The following is a 22,414-nucleotide window of genomic DNA, read 5'->3' on the forward strand; positions in this document are numbered from 1 at the left end:
TCCTCTCAGACGACCGGCACCACGGCGTGAGGCCCGGAATCATCAGGATTCCGGGCCTCACGCCGTGGTGCGAAGAGCCACCGGCGCCGGGAGTTGGCATGGCCGCCGAACGGTGGTAGAGTTGATACCCGCACCGCAGCGAAGGAAACCTTCTGAGGAAGTCAACCGGACACGCTGCGGATCGCACAACATTCACCAAGAAATTGTGAGAAGTTGAGCGATTTGCACCGAGGAATTCGGGGTGCTAAGCTTGAAAAGTTGCTTCGGGAACGGCAAGCAGGGCTAACGAGCCGGCTTGGAGATCCGAAAGCAGTCTGTTGTTTGAGAACTCAATAGTGTGTCATGTTTTTTTGATACCAATGTTTTTTTGGTAATCACTGATTCGCCGCCCCTGTGGTGGATTGGTGTTTGCTGGGTTTTGAATTTCTTTTTGGAGAGTTTGATCCTGGCTCAGGATGAACGCTGGCGGCGTGCTTAACACATGCAAGTCGAACGATGATGCCCAGCTTGCTGGGTGGATTAGTGGCGAACGGGTGAGTAACACGTGAGTAACCTGCCCTTGACTCTGGGATAAGCCTGGGAAACTGGGTCTAATACCGGATACGACCATTGCCCGCATGGGTTGGTGGTGGAAAGCTTTTGTGGTTTTGGATGGACTCGCGGCCTATCAGCTTGTTGGTGAGGTAATGGCTCACCAAGGCGACGACGGGTAGCCGGCCTGAGAGGGTGACCGGCCACACTGGGACTGAGACACGGCCCAGACTCCTACGGGAGGCAGCAGTGGGGAATATTGCACAATGGGCGAAAGCCTGATGCAGCGACGCCGCGTGAGGGATGACGGCCTTCGGGTTGTAAACCTCTTTCAGTAGGGAAGAAGCGAAAGTGACGGTACCTGCAGAAGAAGCGCCGGCTAACTACGTGCCAGCAGCCGCGGTAATACGTAGGGCGCAAGCGTTATCCGGAATTATTGGGCGTAAAGAGCTCGTAGGCGGTTTGTCGCGTCTGCTGTGAAAGGCCAGGGCTCAACCCTGGTTCTGCAGTGGGTACGGGCAGACTTGAGTGATGTAGGGGAGACTGGAATTCCTGGTGTAGCGGTGAAATGCGCAGATATCAGGAGGAACACCGATGGCGAAGGCAGGTCTCTGGGCATTAACTGACGCTGAGGAGCGAAAGCATGGGGAGCGAACAGGATTAGATACCCTGGTAGTCCATGCCGTAAACGTTGGGCACTAGGTGTGGGGGACATTCCACGTTTTCCGCGCCGTAGCTAACGCATTAAGTGCCCCGCCTGGGGAGTACGGCCGCAAGGCTAAAACTCAAAGGAATTGACGGGGGCCCGCACAAGCGGCGGAGCATGCGGATTAATTCGATGCAACGCGAAGAACCTTACCAAGGCTTGACATGGACCGGATCGCATCAGAGATGGTGTTTCCCTTCGGGGCTGGTTCACAGGTGGTGCATGGTTGTCGTCAGCTCGTGTCGTGAGATGTTGGGTTAAGTCCCGCAACGAGCGCAACCCTCGTTCCATGTTGCCAGCGCGTAATGGCGGGGACTCATGGGAGACTGCCGGGGTCAACTCGGAGGAAGGTGGGGACGACGTCAAATCATCATGCCCCTTATGTCTTGGGCTTCACGCATGCTACAATGGCCGGTACAAAGGGTTGCGATACTGTGAGGTGGAGCTAATCCCAAAAAGCCGGTCTCAGTTCGGATTGGGGTCTGCAACTCGACCCCATGAAGTTGGAGTCGCTAGTAATCGCAGATCAGCAACGCTGCGGTGAATACGTTCCCGGGCCTTGTACACACCGCCCGTCAAGTCACGAAAGTTGGTAACACCCGAAGCCGGTGGCCTAACCCCTTGTGGGAGGGAGCTGTCGAAGGTGGGACTGGCGATTGGGACTAAGTCGTAACAAGGTAGCCGTACCGGAAGGTGCGGCTGGATCACCTCCTTTCTAAGGAGCAAACGAGATCGCTGTCGTGGCCTGCATGGGTTGTGGTGGTGGTTGAGTGTAGAACCCGCCTGCCAGGGCGTTCGTTCCTGGGGTGTGGTGCTCATGGGTGGAATATCGAAAAGACACATCCTCGTGATGGTTGGTGGGTTCCTGTGAAACAAGGGGGCTTGCCGGCTGGGGGTGCGGTTCCTGCACGGGTGCTGTGATGCTGGTGGTGAGTACGCCGCTGTGATGCCTTTGGGTGTTGTGGTGGTTGGAAAGTTGTTGGTGTTGTGGTGGTGCTGGGGTTGTTGACACACTGTTGGGTCCTGAAGCAACAGGCCTGTCGCATGTCTCCTTGTGGGGTGTGTGGTGGTTGTTGTTTCGTTTGGTTGCCCTGCTTCTGGAAGGCGTGCCCGGTTGGGTGTGTTGGATGGGGGTGTGGGGTTGTTGTTTGAGAACTGCATAGTGGACGCGAGCATCTTATAAGGCGAGCGTCATGGCCTGGGTGATCCCCTTTGGGGGGTTGTGTGGGTTGTGGTGTTTGTCTTGGTTTTTGTGTGGCCAAGTTTTTAAGGGCGCACGGTGAATGCCTTGGCATTAGGAGCCGATGAAGGACGTGGGAATCTGCGAAAAGCCTGGGGGAGTTGATAACCGAACTTTGATCCCAGGATGTCCGAATGGGGAAACCCGGCTGCCTGTTATGGGTAGTCACCCGCAGCTGAACGCATAGGCTGTGTGGAGGGAACGCGGGGAAGTGAAACATCTCAGTACCCGCAGGAAGAGAAAACAACATGTGATTCCGTGAGTAGTGGCGAGCGAAAGCGGATCAGGCTAAACCGGTCCATGTGTGATAGCCAGTGGGCGTTGCATGGTCGGGGTTGTGGGGTTGTTCCGTACCAGGGTCACTGACCTGGTCGGGTGTGAATGTGCTGACGTAGATGAACGGCTTGGGATGGTCGACCATAGAGGGTGAGAGTCCCGTAATTGTCGCGTTGATGCACCGCTCGAGGGATGATACCCGAGTAGCACGGGGCCCGAGAAATCCCGTGTGAATCTGTCAGGACCACCTGATAAGCCTAAATACTACCTAATGACCGATAGCGGACCAGTACCGTGAGGGAAAGGTGAAAAGTACCCCGGGAGGGGAGTGAAATAGTACCTGAAACCGTGTGCCTACAATCCGTCAGAGCAGGCTTGTACCTGTGATGGCGTGCCTTTTGAAGAATGAGCCTGCGAGTTAGTGTTACGTCGCGAGGTTAACCCGTGTGGGGAAGCCGTAGCGAAAGCGAGTCTGAATAGGGCGTTTGAGTGGCGTGATCTAGACCCGAAGCGAAGTGATCTACCCATGGCCAGGTTGAAGCGACGGTAAGACGTCGTGGAGGACCGAACCCACTTCAGTTGAAAATGGAGGGGATGAGCTGTGGGTAGGGGTGAAAGGCCAATCAAACTTCGTGATAGCTGGTTCTCCCCGAAATGCATTTAGGTGCAGCGTTGCGTGTTTCTTGCCGGAGGTAGAGCTACTGGATGGCCGATGGGCCCTACAAGGTTACTGACGTCAGCCAAACTCCGAATGCCGGTAAGTGAGAGCGCAGCAGTGAGACCGTGGGGGATAAGCTTCATGGTCGAGAGGGAAACAGCCCAGACCACCGACTAAGGCCCCTAAGCGTGTGCTAAGTGGGAAAGGATGTGGAGTTGCTTAGACAACCAGGAGGTTGGCTTAGAAGCAGCCACCCTTGAAAGAGTGCGTAATAGCTCACTGGTCAAGTGATTCCGCGCCGACAATGTAGCGGGGCTCAAGTACACCGCCGAAGTCGTGGATTTCAGATAGTAGACAAGCCTTCGTGGTTCAGTCGTCTGGAGTGGTAGGGGAGCGTCGTGTGGACGGTGAAGCCGCGGTGTAAACCAGTGGTGGAGACCACACGAGTGAGAATGCAGGCATGAGTAGCGAAAGACGGGTGAGAAACCCGTCCGCCGGATGATCAAGGGTTCCAGGGTCAAGCTAATCTGCCCTGGGTGAGTCGGGACCTAAGGCGAGGCCGACAGGCGTAGTCGATGGACAACGGGTTGATATTCCCGTACCGGCGAAGAACCGCCCATACTGAGCCCGGGATACTAACCACCCAATCCACCTCCAGGAGCCTTCGGGCAAGTGGTGTGTGGTGAGGCTGGGAACTGATCGGGGGAGGTAAGCGTATTAACAGGTGTGACGCAGGAAGGTAGCTGAGCCGGGCGATGGTAGTCCCGGTCTAAGCAGGTAGGCCGTTCCCTAGGCAAATCCGGGGAACATTAAGGCTGAGACGTGATGGGACCCCACCTTGTGGGGGATTCAGTGATCCTATGCTGCCGAGAAAAGCATCGACGCGAGGTTCCAGCCGCCCGTACCCTAAACCGACACAGGTGATCAGGTAGAGAATACTAAGGCGATCGAGAGAATCATGGTTAAGGAACTCGGCAAAATGCCCCCGTAACTTCGGGAGAAGGGGGGCCCGGACTGTGAAGAGGACTTGCTCCTCGGAGCGGATAAGGGCCGCAGAGACCAGGGGGAAGCGACTGTTTACTAAAAACACAGGTCCGTGCGAAGTCGCAAGACGATGTATACGGACTGACTCCTGCCCGGTGCTGGAAGGTTAAGAGGACCGGTCAACACTTCGGTGTGAAGCCGGGAATTTAAGCCCCAGTAAACGGCGGTGGTAACTATAACCATCCTAAGGTAGCGAAATTCCTTGTCGGGTAAGTTCCGACCTGCACGAATGGAGTAACGACTTCCCTACTGTCTCAACCATGAACTCGGCGAAATTGCACTACGAGTAAAGATGCTCGTTACGCGCAGCAGGACGGAAAGACCCCGAGACCTTTACTATAGTTTGGTATTGGTGTTCGGAGTGGCTTGTGTAGGATAGGTGGGAGACTGTGAAGCGGACACGCCAGTGTTCGTGGAGTCATCGTTGAAATACCACTCTGGTCACTTTGGACATCTAACTTCGGCCCATAATCTGGGTCAGGGACAGTGCCTGATGGGTAGTTTAACTGGGGCGGTTGCCTCCTAAAAAGTAACGGAGGCGCCCAAAGGTTCCCTCAGCCTGGTTGGCAATCAGGTGTCGAGTGTAAGTGCACAAGGGAGCTTGACTGTGAGAGAGACATCTCGAGCAGGGACGAAAGTCGGGACTAGTGATCCGGCGGTACATTGTGGAATGGCCGTCGCTCAACGGATAAAAGGTACCTCGGGGATAACAGGCTGATCTTGCCCAAGAGTCCATATCGACGGCATGGTTTGGCACCTCGATGTCGGCTCGTCGCATCCTGGGGCTGGAGTAGGTCCCAAGGGTTGGGCTGTTCGCCCATTAAAGCGGTACGCGAGCTGGGTTTAGAACGTCGTGAGACAGTTCGGTCCCTATCCGCTGCGCGCGCAGGAAATTTGAGAAGGGCTGTCCTTAGTACGAGAGGACCGGGACGGACGAACCTCTGGTGTGTCAGTTGTACTGCCAAGTGCACCGCTGATTGGCTACGTTCGGATGGGATAACCGCTGAAAGCATCTAAGCGGGAAGCCCGCTTCAAGATAAGATTTCCATGACCCTTCGGGGTCGAGAGGCTCCCAGCAGACCACTGGGTTGATAGGCCGGACGTGGAAGCAGGGACTAACGACCTGTGAAGCTGACCGGTACTAATAAGCCGACAACCTGACCACACACCACACCCCACCCGGGTGTGGATCAAAAAAACTGTGCTACGCGTCCACCATGCGGTCCCCAAACAACAAACCCACCAGGTTTGACACGAGGGAACCAACACAACTAAATAGAGCAACACCACCACCCCGCCACAACTGGGGAACCAATGGATCGGTGTTGCGTGTCACGGAAACGATCCAGTGACCCTTACAAACCAACCCCCACCCACGGGCGGGGTGTTTGAAAGAGTTACGGCGGTCATAGCGTGGGGGAAACGCCCGGTCCCATTCCGAACCCGGAAGCTAAGACCCACAGCGCCGATGGTACTGCACTCGCGAGGGTGTGGGAGAGTAGGACACCGCCGGACACAACCACACAGGGACGGCCCCGAGCAACGACGCTCGGGGCCGCTCGTCATTTAACCACCAACCACCAACACCAACAGCCCCCACACACAGGGGGCTGTTGGCGTTTAAGGGCACGCGACCGGCAGGAACCAGACCCCCATCACCACGAACTGCCCCCAGCCACAAAAGCACCGGGGGCTGTTCCCGTTTAAGGCACACCACCGCAGCACCCCACACAGAGGGGCTGTTGGCGTTTAGGGCACTCGACCACCGGTGACCACACCGACCGGCCTCCGACAATGTGCGCGCATCACTCATCGCCTTGAGGGGTGCACGCCTGGTCCGGGGTCGGCCGTGCCCCTGTGACAAGACGATCGTTTGGTCGCTGGATAGACTGTGCCGAAGGCCACAGTCTGAGGTGGCTCATCATGAATATTGGGGACAACATGAAATTCTTCCGGCGTGCCGTTCTGCCATCTCTATGGCTGGTGCTCGGGGCTGTGATCGCGGCATCACTCGTCAAGATCGCATTCGTCGATGGGGTACGTGGTGCGGAACAGGTGTCCGCGCCCCAGGTCGGCTTCGAGGCGCCGGTGGTTCCGGCCGGCCGCGCGACGGTGACGAACGTCGTCGAGGTGAAAGGTTCGGTCCAGGCAGACCCTGCCATCCCCGTGCGGAGCACGGAATCCGGCACGGTGGTGTTCCTGTACATCTCCGCCGGGAAGCCCGTGGCTCAGGGAAGCCCCTTGTTCCAGGTGCGCAGGGTTCGTGAGGCACCCGCTGACGCTGCCGACGCTGCCGGCTCTTCCGGCGCCGGCGAGTCGGCCCAGGGCAAGGACCCCGCCGCGGCCCCCGCCAAACCGGCAGCGACGCAGTACGATTACCTGGACGTTCTAGCACCATCCGCAGGGGTGCTCAAGGATTTCACGGCATTGCTGGGCCAGCAGGTCTCCGTGGGTGAGAACTTGGGAGCGGTGGAACCGGGCACCTTCAGTGTCTCCGGCTCCCTTGATGCTCAGCAGCAGTACCGGCTGCTCGACCGGCCTGCGAAGGCCGAGGTCACGGTGACAGGCGGTCCTGCTCCATTCATCTGCTCGGACATCTCCCTGGGGCAGGCCGCGGGCGGCGGTACCTCGAAGCCGGCCGACTCCAATGGCACGGGTGCGGCTGCGCCCGCTCAGCAAGGTGCTGGACCGGGGACGGGGTCATCAGACGGCGGCGCCTCTGCGACGGGAACGGTCTCCTGTCCGGTGCCGTCCGCAGTGAAGGTGTTCCCCGGCCTGGGGGCCACGCTCAAGCTGACTGCCGGTGTGGCGGAGAACGTCCTGACGGTGCCACTCACCGCCGTGAAGGGCACCTTCCAGCGCGGGACCGTCTGGGTGAGGTCGTCAAGTCCCGCGGGCGCGGGAGAGGGCCAGGGAGCCGACCCGGCCAAGGCACCTGACGGCAAGCCGGCGCAGGGGACCGCAGCGCAAGGCGGGACGGCCGGCGGCGGTGCGGCCGGCGACGGTTCTGTGCGGGGCACGACCGTGACGCCCGCAGGATTCGTCGAGCGCACCGTGTCACTCGGTCTGAGTGACGGTGTTCAGGTGCAGATCACCTCGGGTCTGAAGGAAGGGGAGCAGATTCTCGAGTTCCTGCCCGGTGTGCCCTCTCCGCAGGGGCAGGGCGGTCCTGGCGGCTCGGGTCCAGCCGGCTTCAGCCCGATGGGCGGCTGAGATGAGTCTGCTGGTCAGCCTGCGGGAGGTCACCAAGTCCGTGACGCTGCCCGATGACACCGAGCTCCACATTCTCAAGGGCATCTCACTGGACCTCCACGAAGGCGACCGTCTCGCCGTCGTCGGGCGGTCGGGAGGAGGGAAGTCGACCCTGCTCAACCTGCTGGGACTCCTCGATGTCCCGACGAACGGTGAGCTCGAGTTCCTGGGCCTCCCGGCGCAGCGCATGAGCGAAGCCCGCCGGGCCCGGGTCCGAGGGGAGAGCGTGGGATTCGTGTTCCAGCAGTTCAACCTCCTGCCGGAGCGCACGGCCCTGGAGAACGTCATGACGCCGCTGTACTACGCGTCAGGGCGGGCCTTCTGGCGGCGCCGCGAACTGGCTCTGCGGCTCCTGGACCGTGTGGGACTGGCCGCCCGTGCCGACGTGAAGCCCGTGCGGCTGTCGGGCGGTGAGCAGCAGCGCGTGGCGATCGCCAGGGCCCTGGTGCGCCGTCCGCGCCTCATCCTCGCCGATGAACCGACTGGGGCGCTCGACGTCGAGACCGGGCAGGCCGTCATGAGCCTCCTGGAGGAGGTCGCCGAGGAGACCTCGGCCGCGCTCGTGACGATCACGCACGACCGTGCCGTGGCGGACCGTTCGGCCTGGCGACTGCACTTGGACGCCGGGGTTCTCTCCGGCGACGAGAACGTGGCGTCCGAGGAAGGGCTGGTGACGGCATGACCTCGTTGCTGGCAGCCATCCTCGAGGCCTGGCATGAACTCCGTGTCCACAAGGTCAGGGTGCTGCTCTCCTTGATCGGCGTCGCGGCCTCCGTCGCGGCGCTGACCGGAGTCCTCGGGATGGGCGATGTGGTGCGGGAGGGGATGAAGGACCAGGCCGAACGGAACGGCGGGCGGGGCGCGACTCTGAGCGTGAGCTTCTACGCGGAATCCGGCCAGGTCCCGGCGTCGCAGAGTGACCCCCTCATGAAGAAGATGACCGAGCGCTACAAGCTGGACAAGGTCTCCCGGATCTCCCACGGTCGGCTGAGCATCCAGTTCCCGCGGGGTGTCGAGCCGGTCGAGGCGACCGTGGTGGATCCCGCGTACGCCACGATCCTCCGGACCACGGTGGTGCACGGCCGCTGGTTCACGGCCGACGACGCGCAGCGGCTGGCGCCGGCGGTGATCGTCAACGAGAACGCCTGGAGGCAGTTGGGCTCCCCGTCGCTGTCCCGGCAGCCGGGCGTCATGCTCTACCAGAACGGCGCGCAGAGCGCCGTGGTCGTGGGAGTCGCACGGTCCCAATGGCCGGAGGAGCCGCCATCGGCGTATCTCCTCAGCGGTGACGGAAAGAGGCTCGGCATGGGAGACGAGCGTCCGGAGTACCGGGTGTGGGTGGACCCGTCCCAGGCGGATCAGCTCCGGCAGACCCTGGAGGCCGATCTGGGGGCGCAACTGCCCGGGGCCTCCGCCTCAGTGAACCGGATGGATTACCTGGCCTACGGGGACCCCCTGGCGTCTCTGCAATGGGCTGTGATCGGAGTGGCGGCGGTGATCCTGGTGCTGGGCGCCCTGGGCATGCTCACCGTGGCCCTGGTGACGGTGAAGTACCGGGTCCGGGAGATCGGCATCCGGCGGAGTTTCGGGGCCACATCCGGCCGCATCTTCGTGGGGGTCATGATGGAGTCCTTGGTCGCCACGACCGTCGCGGGGCTGCTGGGTGTCATGCTCGCCGTCGCGGTGGTGAAGAATCCCTGGGTGGAGTCGAACCTCGCACCGGGACTCGACGCCTATCCGCCCTTCCCCCTGGGAGCCGCCCTGATCGGCATGGGCGCCGCCATCGTGGTGGGCGCACTCGCCGGGGCGATCCCCGCGCTCATCGCCATCAGGGTGAAAGTCATCGACGCCATCCGGTTCTGAGAGCACGCCGCGCGGCGGACGCCGCCGAAGCCGGGGAGGCAGGCTCTGAACAGCGGAAACGCAGTGGCCCGGCCGTGTTAACACGGCCGGGCCACTTCAGTTTCGGGTCGTTCCCGGGGCGTTCGCCCGGACCCTCTCCGGAGGATCAGTCCTCATAGTCCTCATCGTCATCGTCCGCCTTGATGACACCGGCCTCGAGGACCTTGATCAGGTCGGTGTCCGGGTTCAGGAGCAAGGTAGCCTCGTCCCGGCGGTGTCGCAGCACGTCGTCGATGTAGGACTGCAGAGCCTCCGCCATGGGGACGTGCTGATTGCGCTTCTCCGTCATGTACCAGCGGTGTTCGAGCACTTCGTGGACCACCTCGGCCGGTTCGAGCTTGCCGGAGAGCTCGCGCGGGATCGAGCGGACGATCGGCTCGAACACCTGGGAGACCCAGGCGTGGGCGCTGATCTCCTCGTCCTGGCCGGGGTAGTTGTCCGCCCGGTAGGCGTCCATGTCGTTCAGGAGCCGGCGGGCCTGGTTCTCCTGAGCATCAAGGCCGGTGAGGCGCAGCAGGCGCCGCTGGTGATGACCGGCGTCCACCACCTTGGGCTGCAGCTGGATCGTGGAGCCGTCCGCCGTCGTCTTGATGGCGTACTCCTCCACGTCGAAGCCCAGCTCGTTCAGGCGGCGGATGCGGGCGCCCACGCGCCAGCGTTCGCCCAGCTCGAAGGACTCCTTGGCGGTGAGCTCGTCCCAGAGCCGCCGGTAGGACTCCATGATCCGTTCGCTCGTGGCCACGGGGTCCACGAGCTCGTCGATCAGTTCGCCGTCCAGGAGGTCCATGAGCTCACCGGCGATGTTCACGCGGGCGATCTCGAGGTCGTACTCGCGCTGACCGGTGGACAGATCGGGGTACAGCTCACCGGTCTCCGCATCCACGAGGTAGGCGGCGAAGGCCCCCGCGTCGCGGCGGAACAAGGTGTTCGAGAGGGACACGTCGCCCCAGTAGAACCCCACGAGGTGCAGCCGGACCAGGAGCAGGGCCAGGGCGTCGATGAGACGGGTCAGAGTGTCCTTGCGGAGCATCTGGGAGAAGAGCGCCCGGTATGGCATGGAGAATTTCAGATGCCGGGTCACCAGACAGGGGTTGAGCGGCCGCCCGTCGGGGGTGGTGCGACCGGTGATCACAGCCACCGGTTCCACGGCCGGGACGTCCAGCCGGGCCAGCTTGCGGAGCATGTGGTACTCGTGGCGGGCCACGTGCTCACTGGTCTCCTTGATGGCGATCACGGTGCCGCCCAGGTGGGCGAACCGCACCACGTGGCGGGAGATGCCGCGGGGGAGGGCCGCAAGGTTAGCCTGCGGCCACTCCTCCAGGGCGATGTGCCACGGCAGGTCCAGCAGCTCAGGGTCCGCGCTGGCCGCGGTGATGTTCAGGGAGCCGACGACGGGCCCCGAGGGGGCCTCGTCCACGCTCGCCGCCTCGGCACGGGGCAGCTTTCCCACCTGATCGTAGTCGGTGGGCTCGTCATGCCACTGTGCCCCGTTGGAGGGCGTGTTCTCACTCATGGTTCCATCTTCCCTTAAGCTCACCGGGCCCTGTGATGGCCCGGAGTGGATTACCCCGGCGTGGACTACTCCGTGACAGCGGCGCCGGCAGCACTGGCGACGCCGGCGTTCTCCGGCAGCGCGGTGACCGCGGGGAGGTCGACCCCTTCGAACGGATCGCGAGGGGTGGCGTTCCACTCGATGTCCGGGCTGGGCCGGAAGGTCACGCCGAGCGCCACGAGACGCTCACCCAGCCCGCCCAGACGGGAGGCGAACTCCGTCGCATTCTTCGCCGCGGCGTTGCTCCAGGCCGTTTCCGCGAGAGCGATGGCCCGGGGGTAGATCAGCCAGTGGGCCTCGTCCAGGCTCCGGATGGTCTCGCTCCAGAGCGGTGCCTCGACACCCAGCACCTGGTCCTCCTCGAGCCCGTCGCGGACCGGATCCCAGCCGTAGTAGAGGTCCCAGTCGCCCATGGCCGCCCACTTGAGGCCGATCGGGTCCGATTCCACGTACTTCTGGTCCAGGTAACTGCCCTTGCCCGGGGACATGACCACGCGGGCGGCGTTCTCCCGGACCTGCCGGAGCGTGGGCTCCAGGTCACCGTCCCAGTACTGGATGACGGCGCCGGACGGCAGCTCGGCCTGGGCGTACTCGTTCCAGCCCATCACCGTCTTGCCGGTGGCCGCCACGGACGCCGCGAAGTCGGTCACCATGGCCACGAAGTCCTCCTTGGACGTGACGAGGGCCTCGTCGCCGCCGAGGTGGAGGTACGGACCGGGCGTCAGCTCCGCCAGCTGCCGGAACACCTCGGCCACGAACGGGCGGGTGAGCGGATTGTCGTTGTACAGGGTGGAGAAGCCCACCTCGCCCGTGGCGGTGGGGCTCGTGGCGATCCCATCCGGGTTCAGCTCCGGGATCGCGGCCAGCGCGGAGTTCACGTGACCCGGGACGTCGAATTCCGGCACCACCGTGACGAAGCGCTCGGCCGCGTAGGCCACGATCAGGCGGTAATCGTCCTTGGTGTAGTACCCGGTGCGGCCCGGACCGAGGCCCCAGCCTTCCCGGTTCACGGCCCCGTCCTTGCCGATTCGCGCCAGCTCCGTGAAGTCGATGCCGGTGGGGTTGTCCTCCGGGGTGTCCAGCTCGATGCGCCAGGACTGGTCGTCGGCCAGGTGCAGGTGGAGCACGTTGTACTTGAACCTGGTCATGACGTCGATCAGCCGGCGGATCTCGTCGATCGGGTAGTAGCTGCGGGCCACGTCCAGCATGATGCCGCGGTACGCGAAACGGGGGGCGTCCCGGACCTCGACGTGGCCGAGCGGGATGTCCTCGGCCGGCGTCGCGGTGTAGCCGGACTCCAGGGTGGCGGGCAGCAGCTGCCGCAGCGACGACGACGCGTGGAACAGCCCCGCGGCGTGTGCGGCACTCAGCCGCACGCCGTCGTCGTCGACGGTCAGGGTGTAGGCCTCGTTCCCGTCGGGGTGGGCGGAGTCGATCCCGAAGCTGATGACCGGCCCGCCGGTCGCGGCGGTGAGGACGGGGACGGCCCAGCCGGTGCCGGCACGGAGCCAGCCGGCGAAGGCCCCGGCCACGGCTTCGGCTCCGGGGCCTGCGACCACCTGGGTGCCGGAGGTGAGGACGAGGGTGCCGTCGGCGGTGACGGTCGAACGAGGTGCGGGGGTGATGAGGTGCTGAGATGACACGAGTGCTCCTGACAGGGCCGCTGGAGTGGAGGACTTGCTGGCGGGCGCCACGAAGGGACGCCGAAGAGGGTGTACCAAAGACGGCCCGTTCCGTGAGGAACGGGCCGTCGAGGCTGAGGGTTCAGTGAACCGTCGAGTCAGCGAACGGAGGACTAGTCGCCCAGGCGCTCGCCGGTCTTGGTGTCGAACAGGTGCACGTGGCCCTGCTGCGGGCGGACCCAGATGGTGTCGCCCTTGAGCGGGGGACGGCGGCCGTCGACGCGTGCCGTGATGTCGTGGCGCTTGCCGTCCAGCGTGGTGTGGCCGTACACGTAGGCGTCTGCGCCGAGCTCCTCGACGACGTCGGCCTCGACCTGCAGGCCTTCGCCCTCGGGTGCGGTCTCCAGGTCTTCCGGACGGACACCCAGGGTGACCGTCTTGCCGGTGGCGTCCTCGAGGACGCTGTGCGGGACGGGGTACACGGTGCCGCCGAACTGGACGCCGTCACCGACGACGGGCAGTTCCAGCAGGTTCATGGCCGGGGAGCCGATGAAGCCGGCGACGAAGACGTTGGTCGGGCGGTCGTACAGGTTGCGCGGGGTGTCGATCTGCTGCAGCAGGCCGTCCTTGAGCACTGCCACACGGTCACCCATGGTCATGGCTTCGGTCTGGTCGTGGGTCACGTAGACCGTGGTGACGCCGAGACGACGGGTCAGGGACGCGATCTGGGTACGGGTCTGGACACGGAGCTTGGCATCCAGGTTGGAGAGCGGCTCATCCATGAGGAACACCTGCGGGTTACGCACGATGGCGCGGCCCATGGCGACACGCTGACGCTGACCACCGGAGAGGGCCTTCGGCTTGCGGTCCAGGTACTGCTCAAGGTCGAGGAGCTTGGCGGCCTCGCGAACGCGGGTCATGCGCTCTTCCTTCGGCACACCGGCGATCTTCAGGGCGAAGCCCATGTTGTCCGCCACGGTCATGTGCGGGTACAGCGCGTAGTTCTGGAACACCATCGCGATGTCACGGTCCTTCGGCGGGACGTCGGTGACGTCACGGTCACCGATCAGGATCCGGCCGGAGTTCACATCCTCAAGGCCTGCGAGCATGCGCAGGGAGGTGGACTTGCCACAGCCGGACGGGCCGACCAGAACGAGGAATTCGCCATCTTCGATCTGGATGTTGAGCTTGTCAACGGCGGGCTTGTTGGTCCCCGGGTACAGCCGGGTTGCGTTGTCATAGGTAACTGTAGCCACAGTTATCGTGTCCCTTCATCGGCAGGTACGTGCCGAACGATCCGTAGTGAATGGTGAGTATTCAGTTGTCATGAAAGTGCGGGGTCCTCCGGCCGGGCCGAGCCCTGCCACGTGGATCCCGCACTCAGGCGATGCCGCACGGTAATGTGCGCCACATCACATCCTCAGTATGGCAGATCGTTGTGACCTTTGTCTCCCTGATGACGTGAACGGTGGCTGAACAGGATCTCCAGCAGATCCGCCACCCCGTCAGGGGAGGGCACGCGGAACTGCGCGGCGGTGAAGTCCTCACCGACCTTCACCCCCAGATCGGGGTGGGGCAGTCCCGGGTTGGTGTCGAGGCGGGCGAAGGCGGTCTCGTCCGTGGTGTCATCCCCGGCGTAGAGCACGGCGACCGGGCCGAGCACCGTGCGGAGGAAATCCAGGGCCTCGCCCTTCGAGGAGCGGACCACGGACGCCTCCAGGACGCGCTTGCCCGTCATGAGGTGGACGCCCTGCTCGCGTTCGAGCAGATGCCGGGCCGCCGCTTCCGCATCCACGGCGTCCTCAACCGTGGCCTGACGGGTGTGCAGCACGGCACCGGCCGGCTTCTCCTCCACCCAGCACCCGGGGGCCACCTGGGCGACCTCCTCGAGGACCTGATGGACCTTCTCCAGCAGTGCCTGCTGGGCCGGGTCCAGCACCAGACCCGCGCTGCCGGCGCCCAGCCAGACCTCCGCGCCATGGCTGCCGACCAGCAGGGTGTCCGGAGTGGGCTGAGCCACCGCCCTCAGGCTCGCCAGGGAGCGGCCGGAGACGAGCGCCGTCGTCGTGCTCTCCAGGCCGGAGAGGCGACGGAAGGCCGCCGCCGCGCGGGGGAGAGGGCGTGCCTCGTCGGCGTGGGCGACCAGAGGGGAGAGGGTGCCGTCGAAGTCCAGTGCCACGAGCAGCTGTGGCGCGCCGGCCAGATGCTCGACGGCGCGGCGCAGCTCCGCGTTCAGGCTGCCACGCGTCTGCTCGGGCCAGATGGGCTCACTCATGCCGGTGACCGTCCGCCCGCGTGAGTTCGGACAGCCGGTCCAGGAAAGCCGTGGACCAGCCCTGGACGTCGTGGGTGAAGACCTGCCGGCGCATGGAGCGCATCCTGCGGGCCGCGTCCGGGCGGGACACGGTCGTGGCCGCGAGGATGGCCGACTTGAGTCCGTCGATGTCGTGCGGGTTGACCAGGAAGGCCTGCTTGAGCTGGTCCGCGGCGCCGGTGAACTCTGACAGGACCAGGGCGCCGGTGTTGTCGACGCGGGCGGTCACGTACTCCTTGGCCACCAGGTTCATGCCGTCCCGCAGCGCCGTCACGAGCATGACGTCCGCCGCGAGGTACAGGGCCACCATCTCCTCGACCGGGTAGCTGTGGTGCAGATAGCGGACGGCGGTGCGGCCGAGGGTGTCGAAGCCGCCGTTGATGTGGCCCACGGTGCCTTCGATCTCCTCACGGAGCCGCCGGTACTGGTCCACGCGCTCGCGGCTGGGGCTGGCGACCTGGATGAGGCAGGCCTCCTCCACGGTGAGGTCGCCGTCCTTGAGGAGCTCCTCGAACGCCTTGAGGCGGTGGCGGATGCCCTTGGTGTAGTCCAGGCGGTCCACGCCGAGCAGGATGGTGCGCGGGTTGCCGAGTTCGTGACGGATCTGGCGGGCCCGGTCCACGACGGCGGGATCCTTGGCGAGCGCCTCGATCTGGCCGACGTCGATCGAGATGGGGAACGCCTCGGCCACGCAGAGGTGCGCGGTGGGCAGCCCCGGGTCGACCATGAGCGACTGGGACTTGCCGGTCTGCGGCTTGCCCTCCACCGTCACGCGCGCCGAAGAGGCGCCCGTCAGACGGAGTGCGGCGCGGACGAAGTTCCGGGCGTCGCTCGTGCGCTGGAAGCCGAGCAGATCGGCGCCCAGGAGGCCTTCGAGGACCTCACGGCGCCAAGGCAGTTGGGCGAAGATCTCCGGCGGCGGGAACGGGATGTGGTTGAAGAAGCCGATCGTCACGTCCGGGCGGATCTGCCGGAGCAGCCGCGGGACGAGCTGGAGCTGGTAGTCCTGCACCCAGACCGTGGCGCCGGGAGCGGCCACCTTGGCGGTGGCCTCGGCGAAGCGGCGGTTCACTCGGCGGTAGGAGTCCCACCAGGTGCGGTGGAACTCGGGACGGGCCGTGACGTCGTGGTAGAGCGGCCAGAGGGTCGCGTTGGAGAAGCCCTCGTAGTAGAGCTCCACGTCCTCGGTGCTCAGGGCGACCGGGACGATGTCCGTGTCCCCGTGGGTGAAGGGTTCCACCGTCTCGTCCGGTGCGCCGTGCCACCCGACCCAGGCGCCGTCAGCGCCCTGCATGACCGGGGCGAGGGCCGTCACGAGGCCGCCGGGGGAGCGGCGCCAGTGCGCGCCGCCGTCGTCGTCCACCACACGGTCCACCGGCAGGCGGTTGGCCACCACCACAAAATCGAACTGACGCGAGGATTTCCCCGCGGTACTGCTGTTGTCCTCGGCGTGCACGGCGCCCCCTCAGAGGTTGGCTTCTCGATTCCTGCTTCCAGCCTAGTCGCACGTCGGGCGCGGGGTGGATGTGTGACCGTGCGGGTCAGCAGGGGGCGGACGGCCGGTTCGGAGGCCCGCTCGTGTCGCCGACCAGCGGTTTCCCAGACATCTGGCCTAAAATCGTGCTGAATGAGGTAGCCCAGGGCCCCGAGGCCCACTATCCCCCTGAGGAAGCATGAGCCCTTCTAATGAACCGCGCCCCAGCAAGGCCGAACGTACCGCGCAGGCCCGTGAGCAGGCCCGCATCATCCGTGAACAGCAGGTGAAGAAGGAGAAGCGGAACAAGCTTCTGCTCATCTGGGGTGTGGTGGTGGCCGCCGTGCTGGTGGTCGCCATCGTCATCTGGGCCATCATGGCCAACAACGCGAACAACGCGCCCATCCCGGACTCCGGCAGCACCCCCGCCAACGCCAACCATCCACGGCGGCGTGATCCTGACCAAGGACGGAGTCGCCGCTCAGACGGCGGCTCAGGTCAACACCGCGACCCTGCCTCCTCAGCCGACGGCCGCGCCGAGCCAGGGCGCCGCTGCGAAGGCCCCGGGTGTCGAGGCGGAGGCCGGCAAGCCGGTCAAGGTGGTCGCCTACGTCGACTTCATCTGCCCGGTCTGCAAGAACTTCGAGACCACGTACGGCTCCCTGCTGGATGAGAACGTGAAGAGCGGCAAGATCACGGTGGAGTACCGCCCGATCGGTCTGCTCGACTCGCGCTCGACCACCAACTACTCGTCCCGCGCCGCCGCCGCCGCGGCCTGTGTCCTGAACGTGTCCCCGGACAAGTACCCGGCGTACTTCAAGGCCCTGTTCGACAAGCAGCCCGCCGAGGGCAGCGCCGGTCTGACCAACGATCAGTTGAAGTCGATCGCGCAGGAGGTCGGCGCGAAGGACATCGCCACCTGCGTGGACGAGCGCACGTACCGTCCGTTCGTAAAGGTCGCCACCATGGAGGCCACCGCGGTGGGCGTGAACGGCACCCCGACCATCTTCGTGGACGGCAAGCAGTACGGCGTCGGCGACTCCGCGAACGTCCAGTTCCCGGACATGATCACCCAGGCGATCGCCGCCAAGACCGCCAAGAAGTAGGACCGCCAAGAAGTAAGCGCGGCGCTCGCGTCCCCTGGATGGATCCAGCGCTCGACGACGGCCTGTCACCCTGAGAGGTGGCGGGCCGTCGTGCTGTCCCGGGTGGGTGCGGGGCGGCCTCCGGGCCGCCCGTTTGGGGAGTCCTCCCGCTCTCGGCTACGCTTTAAGCCGCGCCGCCGTGGCTTCACGCGGCGCCTGCCTCCTTAGCTCAGTTGGCCAGAGCACCTGTCTTGTAAACAGGGGGTCGCCGGTTCGAATCCGGCAGGGGGCTCCACGGGAAGGCCCCCGGAATCCGCGTGATTCCGGGGGCCTTCGTCGCACCCTGAGTCCGCTGTCGAGGTGGTGAATCCGTTACATCTGATAGCGGATTCACCACCTCGACAGCGGACTCGGCGGGTGGGGCGGGGCCAGCGCGGTCCGGCGCCTCGTCACTCACGTCACCCCCACCCCGAATTGCCATTCCCGGCGGACCGGCCTAGCCTGAAAAGGCAGCGCTTCGTTAGGCGAGGTTCCTGCACGAATACAGGCCACTGATCTGACGACGTCGAGAGACGCCCAAGGTTAGGACAGGTCCTCCCGGATTAAGGGTTGACCCAAAGTGGCTTCCGGTTGCCGAGGGCAGCGGATACGTCGTGCAGTGCCAAAGCTCTTACGTGGAGGCGACTACGGCACCACCGGATCATCCATGACACACGCCATGCCCTGTCCGGCCACGCCAGTCCACCAGCCCGGGACCACAGCGCCCGGGACCTCCCCGTTCGTGAGGCGCGCACGAGCTTCACAGGAGGTGAGTCCCATGTCAGCGGACAGTTGCAGTCAACCCCGTCATATCCAGGGGACCGCCTCCGCGCGCAGCCTCCGCTCCTGAACTTCTCCTGCCCACGGCAGCCCCGTCCACCGCACCGGTGACGGCGGCGCCTGTCCGTGGTCCGCCGTCGTGCGCTTCAGCACGGACAGGCCAGGAGCGGCCGAGCGCCGAGCCGGATCCCCTTGCCCCGCCGCCCGCCGGTCACCATCCGGCCCTGCGGCAGCCAAGGAGTACCTCATGCTGACCTTCCTCACCCGCGGCGCCGAGCGCACCGCGTTCTCCGAGACCACCCGGCAGGCCACCGCCCGCCGCTCCACCGCACTGCTGGACGTCGCCCGGATGACCCCGGACGCGGCCCTGCGCCACCTGGGCAGCGCCCCCGAAGGCCTCACGGCCCACGACGTCCTCGAACTGACGCAGCGCTTCGGCCCCAACGACATCCGCCATGACCGCCCGGCCCCGGCCTCGGTCCAGTTCGTGAAGGCGTTCGGGAACCCGTTCGTGCTGATCCTGCTGTTCCTGGCGGGGGCGTCCTGTTCATCACCGACGTCGTGATGGCGGATCCGGCCGATGGCCCCGACTACAAGGGCGTCCTGACCGTCTCCGTCATGGCGACCATCAGCGCCGTCCTCCGTTTCTGGCAGGAGTACCGGGCCGGGAACGCCGCCGAGAAGCTCCGCGCCATGGTCACCACCACCGCGGCCGTGACCCGGTGTGTGAGTGGCAAGCCGGTGAGCGGCGAACTCGACATCCAGGAGATCGTCCCCGGGGACATCCTGACCCTGGCCGCGGGGGACATGCTCCCCGCGGACGTGCGCTTCCTCCGGACCAAGGATCTGCAGCTCAACCAGTCCATGCTCACGGGCGAAGCCATGCCCGTCGAGAAGAGCGCGGCGCCTCTGCCGCCTGCCGCGGCCGGCGAAGAGGGTGACGCGTCCGACGACGTCGACCCCCTGAACGCCGACAACCTCGGCTTCATGGGCACGTCGGTGGTGTCCGGGTCGGGTACCGCCGTGGTGGTCGCCACCGGGAACCGCACCGCGTTCGGCTCCCTCGCCGCGTCCCTGTCCGGCACCCGTCCCGAGACCTCGTTCGACGTCGGCATCCGGAAGGTCAGCACCACGCTGATCCGGTTCATGCTGATCATGGTGCCCACCGTGTTCGTCATCAACGGGCTGACCAAGGACTGGACCAGCGCGTTCCTGTTCGGCGTCACGACCGCCGTGGGCCTGACACCGGAGATGCTGCCGCTGGTGGTGACCGCGAACCTCGCCAAGGGCGCGAACCTCATGGCGAAGCACCGGGTGATCGTCCGGCGTCTGAACTCCATCCAGAACCTGGGCGCCATGGACGTGCTGGCCACGGACAAGACCGGCACGCTCACCGAGGACCGGATCGTCCTGGAGCAGCACCTCGACAGCACGGGCCGCCCGAGCGAGCGGACCCTGCTCTCGGCCGCGGTCAACGCCCATTTCCAGACCGGCCTCCGCGGCCTGCTGGACCGTGCCGTCCTCGACGCGGCGGGAGACGAGCTGCCCCGGATCACGGGAGCGTTCACCCTCGTGGACGAGATGCCGTTCGACTTCGCACGCCGCCGCCTCTCCGTGGTGGTGGAGGACCTGGACGGCCACACCGTGGTCACGAAAGGCGCGGTCGAAGAGGTCCTCTCGCTGTGCACGCACGAACTCGTGGGCCGGGTGCCCGGCGGACGTGCGGCGCCACTCGGTGAGGAACGCCGCCGGGAGATCGAGGAGCTGGTGGCCGCCCAGAACGCGCTCGGGCTGCGGGTGCTGGCCGTCGCGGTCCGGGAGATCCCCTTCTCTGCGGACGGGCCGCGGGCGGAGGAGGACCTGCCGCGCACCGAGTACACCGTGGACGACGAGCGGGACATGACGCTGCTCGGATTCCTCACCTTCCTGGATCCGCCGAAGGCGAGCGCCGGGCCTGCGCTGGCGAGCCTGGCCCGCAACGGTGTGGCCGTGAAGGTGATCACCGGTGACGGCGCGCTCGTGGCGCAGAAGGTCTGCGCCGACGTCGGGCTCGACACCGGCCGCGTGGTCCTCGGTCAGGAGACCGAGTCCCTGGACCTGAAGCAGCTGGGTGAGCTGGCGGAGCGCACCACGCTCTTCGCCAAGGTCAACCCCGCCCAGAAGGCCCGCATTCTCGAGGCCATGCGCGAGCACGGCCACACGGTCGGGTACCTGGGCGACGGCGTGAACGATGCCCCGGCGCTCCGCACCGCGGACGTCGGGATCTCTGTGGACACCGCGGTGGACATCGCCAAGGAGTCCGCGGACATCATCCTGCTCGACAAAGATCTGACGGTCCTGGAGGCCGGAGTGATCGAGGGCCGCAGGACGTTCGTGAACACGATGAAGTACATCAAGATGACCGCGTCCAGCAATTTCGGCAACATGTTCAGCGTCCTGGTGGCCTCGGCCATGCTGCCGTTCCTGCCCATGATCCCCGTGGTGGCGCTCATCCAGGGGCTGGCCTACGACGTGTCCATGCTGACGCTCCCGTGGGACCGCGTGGACCGCAAGGAACTGAGCCGCCCCCGGGTCTGGGAGGCCGAGAGCCTGTCCCGGTTCATGATCCGCATCGGGCCGCTGTCCTCGATCTTCGACATCAGCACCTACGCCCTGATGTGGTTCGTGTTCGCGGCCAGCACCCCCGCGCACGCCGCGCTCTTCCAGTCCGGCTGGTTCGTGGAGTCGATCATCTCGCAGACCCTGATCGTGCACTTCCTGCGCACCCGGAAAGTGCCGTTCCTGCGCTCGCGGGCGAGCCTGCCCGTGCTGATCGCGACCCTGGCGGTGTGTGTCTTCGGACTGGTCCTGCCGTTCACCGGCTTCGGCGCGGGCCTCGGCCTGGTGCCGCTGCCGTGGACGTACTTCCCCTGGCTCGTGCTCACCCTGGCCGCGTACTGCGGCGTGGTCCAGCTGGCGAAGCGGCTCTTCATCCGCCGCTTCGGCGCCTGGATCTGAGCCCTCGCCGCCCTCTCCGGAGCGCACGACGACGGCGGGCGGCCGCGCGCCGAGCCGCCGGCCGCCGTCGTGCGTTCCCGTCCCGGATCACTGTTCGGACTCGGCCTTCCCGGTCGTTTAACGATCCGGTGCTCATCGCTGCTCCAGCAGGATCCCGGAGGCCCGAACGGGCGTAGCGTGGGCCTATCAGCGTTCATTCTGCGGAGGAGCGGTCATGAAAAAGATCCGTGCGCTGCTGATGGCACTTCTCCTGCTGGCCGGACTCGGTCTGATCGCCCCCGCGGGCGCGCAGGCCAGCCCGTACTGCGGCATCACCTGGGGGTCGCTGGCGAAGAGCGCCGGCGGCATGTCCACGGCACCCGTGACGAACGTCCGGACAGGCCAGCAGACCTGTTACGACCGCCTCGTGGTGGACCTCCAGGGCAAGGCCAAGGGATACACCGTCAGCTATGTCACTCAGGTGCGGCAGATCGCCAGCGGGCAAGTGGTCCCGCTGCGCGGTGGGGCGTTCCTGAACATCGTGGTCAACGACCCGGCCTACCGGTCGGACGGGACCGCGAGCTACACCCCGGCCAATCCCCGGGAACTGTCCAATGTCTCCGGTTACTCGGCCTTCCGCCAGGTGGCGTTCGCCGGATCCTTCGAGGGCAAGACGTCGATCGGCCTAGGTGTGAGGGCCCGGCTGCCGTTCAGGGCGTTCATCCTGGACGGACCCGGAGGTGGATCCCGCCTGGTGGTGGATGTGGCGCATTACTGGTGAGAGCAGGATGCGAGCGGACGAGGGGACGGCTTCAGGCCGTCCCCTTTTCCGTGAGCGGCAGCCGGGTCACGGAGCGACTTTCTCCGTCACGAACCGCCGCCATCCGGCGGCGCGGGGTGCGGCCGGCGTCGCGCCATCCGCCGTGACGCGGCTTCACACGGCGTGATCGTGAGCCACGGAGC

The 22,414-nt window shown here is 65.2% G+C and carries 12 protein-coding genes, 1 tRNA gene, 3 rRNA genes and 1 riboswitch; of the genes, 11 read left to right on the plus strand and 5 right to left on the minus strand.

The annotated features are described in order from the left end of the window. Window positions 1–427: 427 nt before the first annotated feature. The 6 genes from QFZ52_RS02070 to QFZ52_RS02095 all read left to right on the plus strand — a co-directional run bounded on the left by QFZ52_RS02070 (window position 428) and on the right by QFZ52_RS02095 (window position 9,570). Window positions 428–1,952: ribosomal RNA gene (locus tag QFZ52_RS02070) — 16S ribosomal RNA — on the plus strand. Between the two features lie 541 nt (window positions 1,953–2,493). After that, a 23S ribosomal RNA gene (locus QFZ52_RS02075) occupies window positions 2,494–5,620 on the plus strand. A 233-nt stretch (window positions 5,621–5,853) separates the two neighbouring features. Continuing rightward, window positions 5,854–5,970: ribosomal RNA gene (gene rrf / locus QFZ52_RS02080) — 5S ribosomal RNA — on the plus strand. The 16S, 23S and 5S rRNA genes sit together here, the layout of an rRNA operon. 408 nt (window positions 5,971–6,378) lie before the next feature. Further along, window positions 6,379–7,668, plus strand: coding sequence for a hypothetical protein (locus tag QFZ52_RS02085; RefSeq protein ID WP_307495969.1), 1,290 nt, complete (start codon window positions 6,379–6,381; stop codon window positions 7,666–7,668). 1 nt (window position 7,669) lies between these two features. Further along, complete coding sequence (locus tag QFZ52_RS02090) at window positions 7,670–8,389, plus strand: ABC transporter ATP-binding protein (protein WP_307495972.1); 720 nt, start codon at window positions 7,670–7,672, stop codon at window positions 8,387–8,389. Further along, on the plus strand, window positions 8,386–9,570 hold the full coding sequence (locus QFZ52_RS02095) for an ABC transporter permease (protein WP_307495973.1): 1,185 nt from the start codon (window positions 8,386–8,388) through the stop codon (window positions 9,568–9,570). Before QFZ52_RS02090 ends, QFZ52_RS02095 begins: the two co-directional genes overlap by 4 nt. Window positions 9,571–9,715: 145 nt before the next feature. Here QFZ52_RS02095 and QFZ52_RS02100 read toward each other — a convergent pair whose 3' ends face one another. From QFZ52_RS02100 to QFZ52_RS02120, 5 genes are all read right to left on the minus strand, one after another. After that, entirely contained in the window at window positions 9,716–11,122 is a 1,407-nt protein-coding gene (locus QFZ52_RS02100; protein ID WP_307495974.1) for a DUF4032 domain-containing protein, read from the minus strand. Between the two features lie 65 nt (window positions 11,123–11,187). Further along, window positions 11,188–12,804, minus strand: coding sequence for a beta-N-acetylhexosaminidase (locus tag QFZ52_RS02105; protein WP_307495975.1), 1,617 nt, complete (start codon window positions 12,802–12,804; stop codon window positions 11,188–11,190). A 152-nt stretch (window positions 12,805–12,956) separates the two neighbouring features. Beyond that, window positions 12,957–14,039, minus strand: coding sequence for an ABC transporter ATP-binding protein (locus QFZ52_RS02110; RefSeq protein WP_307495976.1), 1,083 nt, complete (start codon window positions 14,037–14,039; stop codon window positions 12,957–12,959). Between the two features lie 164 nt (window positions 14,040–14,203). Next, window positions 14,204–15,058 (minus strand): trehalose-phosphatase, encoded by an 855-nt coding sequence (gene otsB / locus QFZ52_RS02115; RefSeq protein ID WP_307495978.1) that lies wholly within the window; start codon window positions 15,056–15,058, stop codon window positions 14,204–14,206. Further along, window positions 15,051–16,553, minus strand: a complete 1,503-nt coding sequence (locus QFZ52_RS02120) for an alpha,alpha-trehalose-phosphate synthase (UDP-forming) (RefSeq protein ID WP_307495979.1) — start codon at window positions 16,551–16,553, stop codon at window positions 15,051–15,053. Before QFZ52_RS02120 ends, otsB begins: the two co-directional genes overlap by 8 nt. Window positions 16,554–17,023: 470 nt before the next feature. On the opposite strand from QFZ52_RS02120, the gene QFZ52_RS02125 reads away from it, so the two are divergent. From QFZ52_RS02125 to QFZ52_RS02145, 5 genes are all read left to right on the plus strand, one after another. Continuing rightward, window positions 17,024–17,677 carry a DsbA family protein gene (locus tag QFZ52_RS02125; protein WP_307495980.1) on the plus strand — a complete coding sequence of 218 codons (654 nt, stop codon included), beginning with the start codon at window positions 17,024–17,026 and terminating at the stop codon, window positions 17,675–17,677. A gap of 197 nt (window positions 17,678–17,874) precedes the next feature. Continuing rightward, window positions 17,875–17,951: transfer RNA gene (locus QFZ52_RS02130), tRNA-Thr, on the plus strand. A gap of 214 nt (window positions 17,952–18,165) precedes the next feature. Then, a riboswitch (M-box (ykoK) riboswitch) is annotated at window positions 18,166–18,343 on the plus strand. 379 nt (window positions 18,344–18,722) lie between these two features. Beyond that, window positions 18,723–19,040 carry a cation-transporting P-type ATPase gene (locus tag QFZ52_RS02135; protein ID WP_307495981.1) on the plus strand — a complete coding sequence of 106 codons (318 nt, stop codon included), beginning with the start codon at window positions 18,723–18,725 and terminating at the stop codon, window positions 19,038–19,040. Beyond that, complete coding sequence (gene mgtA / locus QFZ52_RS02140) at window positions 19,040–21,472, plus strand: magnesium-translocating P-type ATPase (RefSeq protein WP_307495982.1); 2,433 nt, start codon at window positions 19,040–19,042, stop codon at window positions 21,470–21,472. Before QFZ52_RS02135 ends, mgtA begins: the two co-directional genes overlap by 1 nt. 214 nt (window positions 21,473–21,686) lie before the next feature. Then, window positions 21,687–22,232 (plus strand): AMIN-like domain-containing (lipo)protein, encoded by a 546-nt coding sequence (locus QFZ52_RS02145; RefSeq protein WP_307495983.1) that lies wholly within the window; start codon window positions 21,687–21,689, stop codon window positions 22,230–22,232. Window positions 22,233–22,414: the final 182 nt, after the last annotated feature.

Origin of the sequence: Arthrobacter woluwensis (assembly GCF_030816155.1) — a bacterium.
Lineage (GTDB): Bacteria > Actinomycetota > Actinomycetes > Actinomycetales > Micrococcaceae > Arthrobacter_E > Arthrobacter_E woluwensis_A.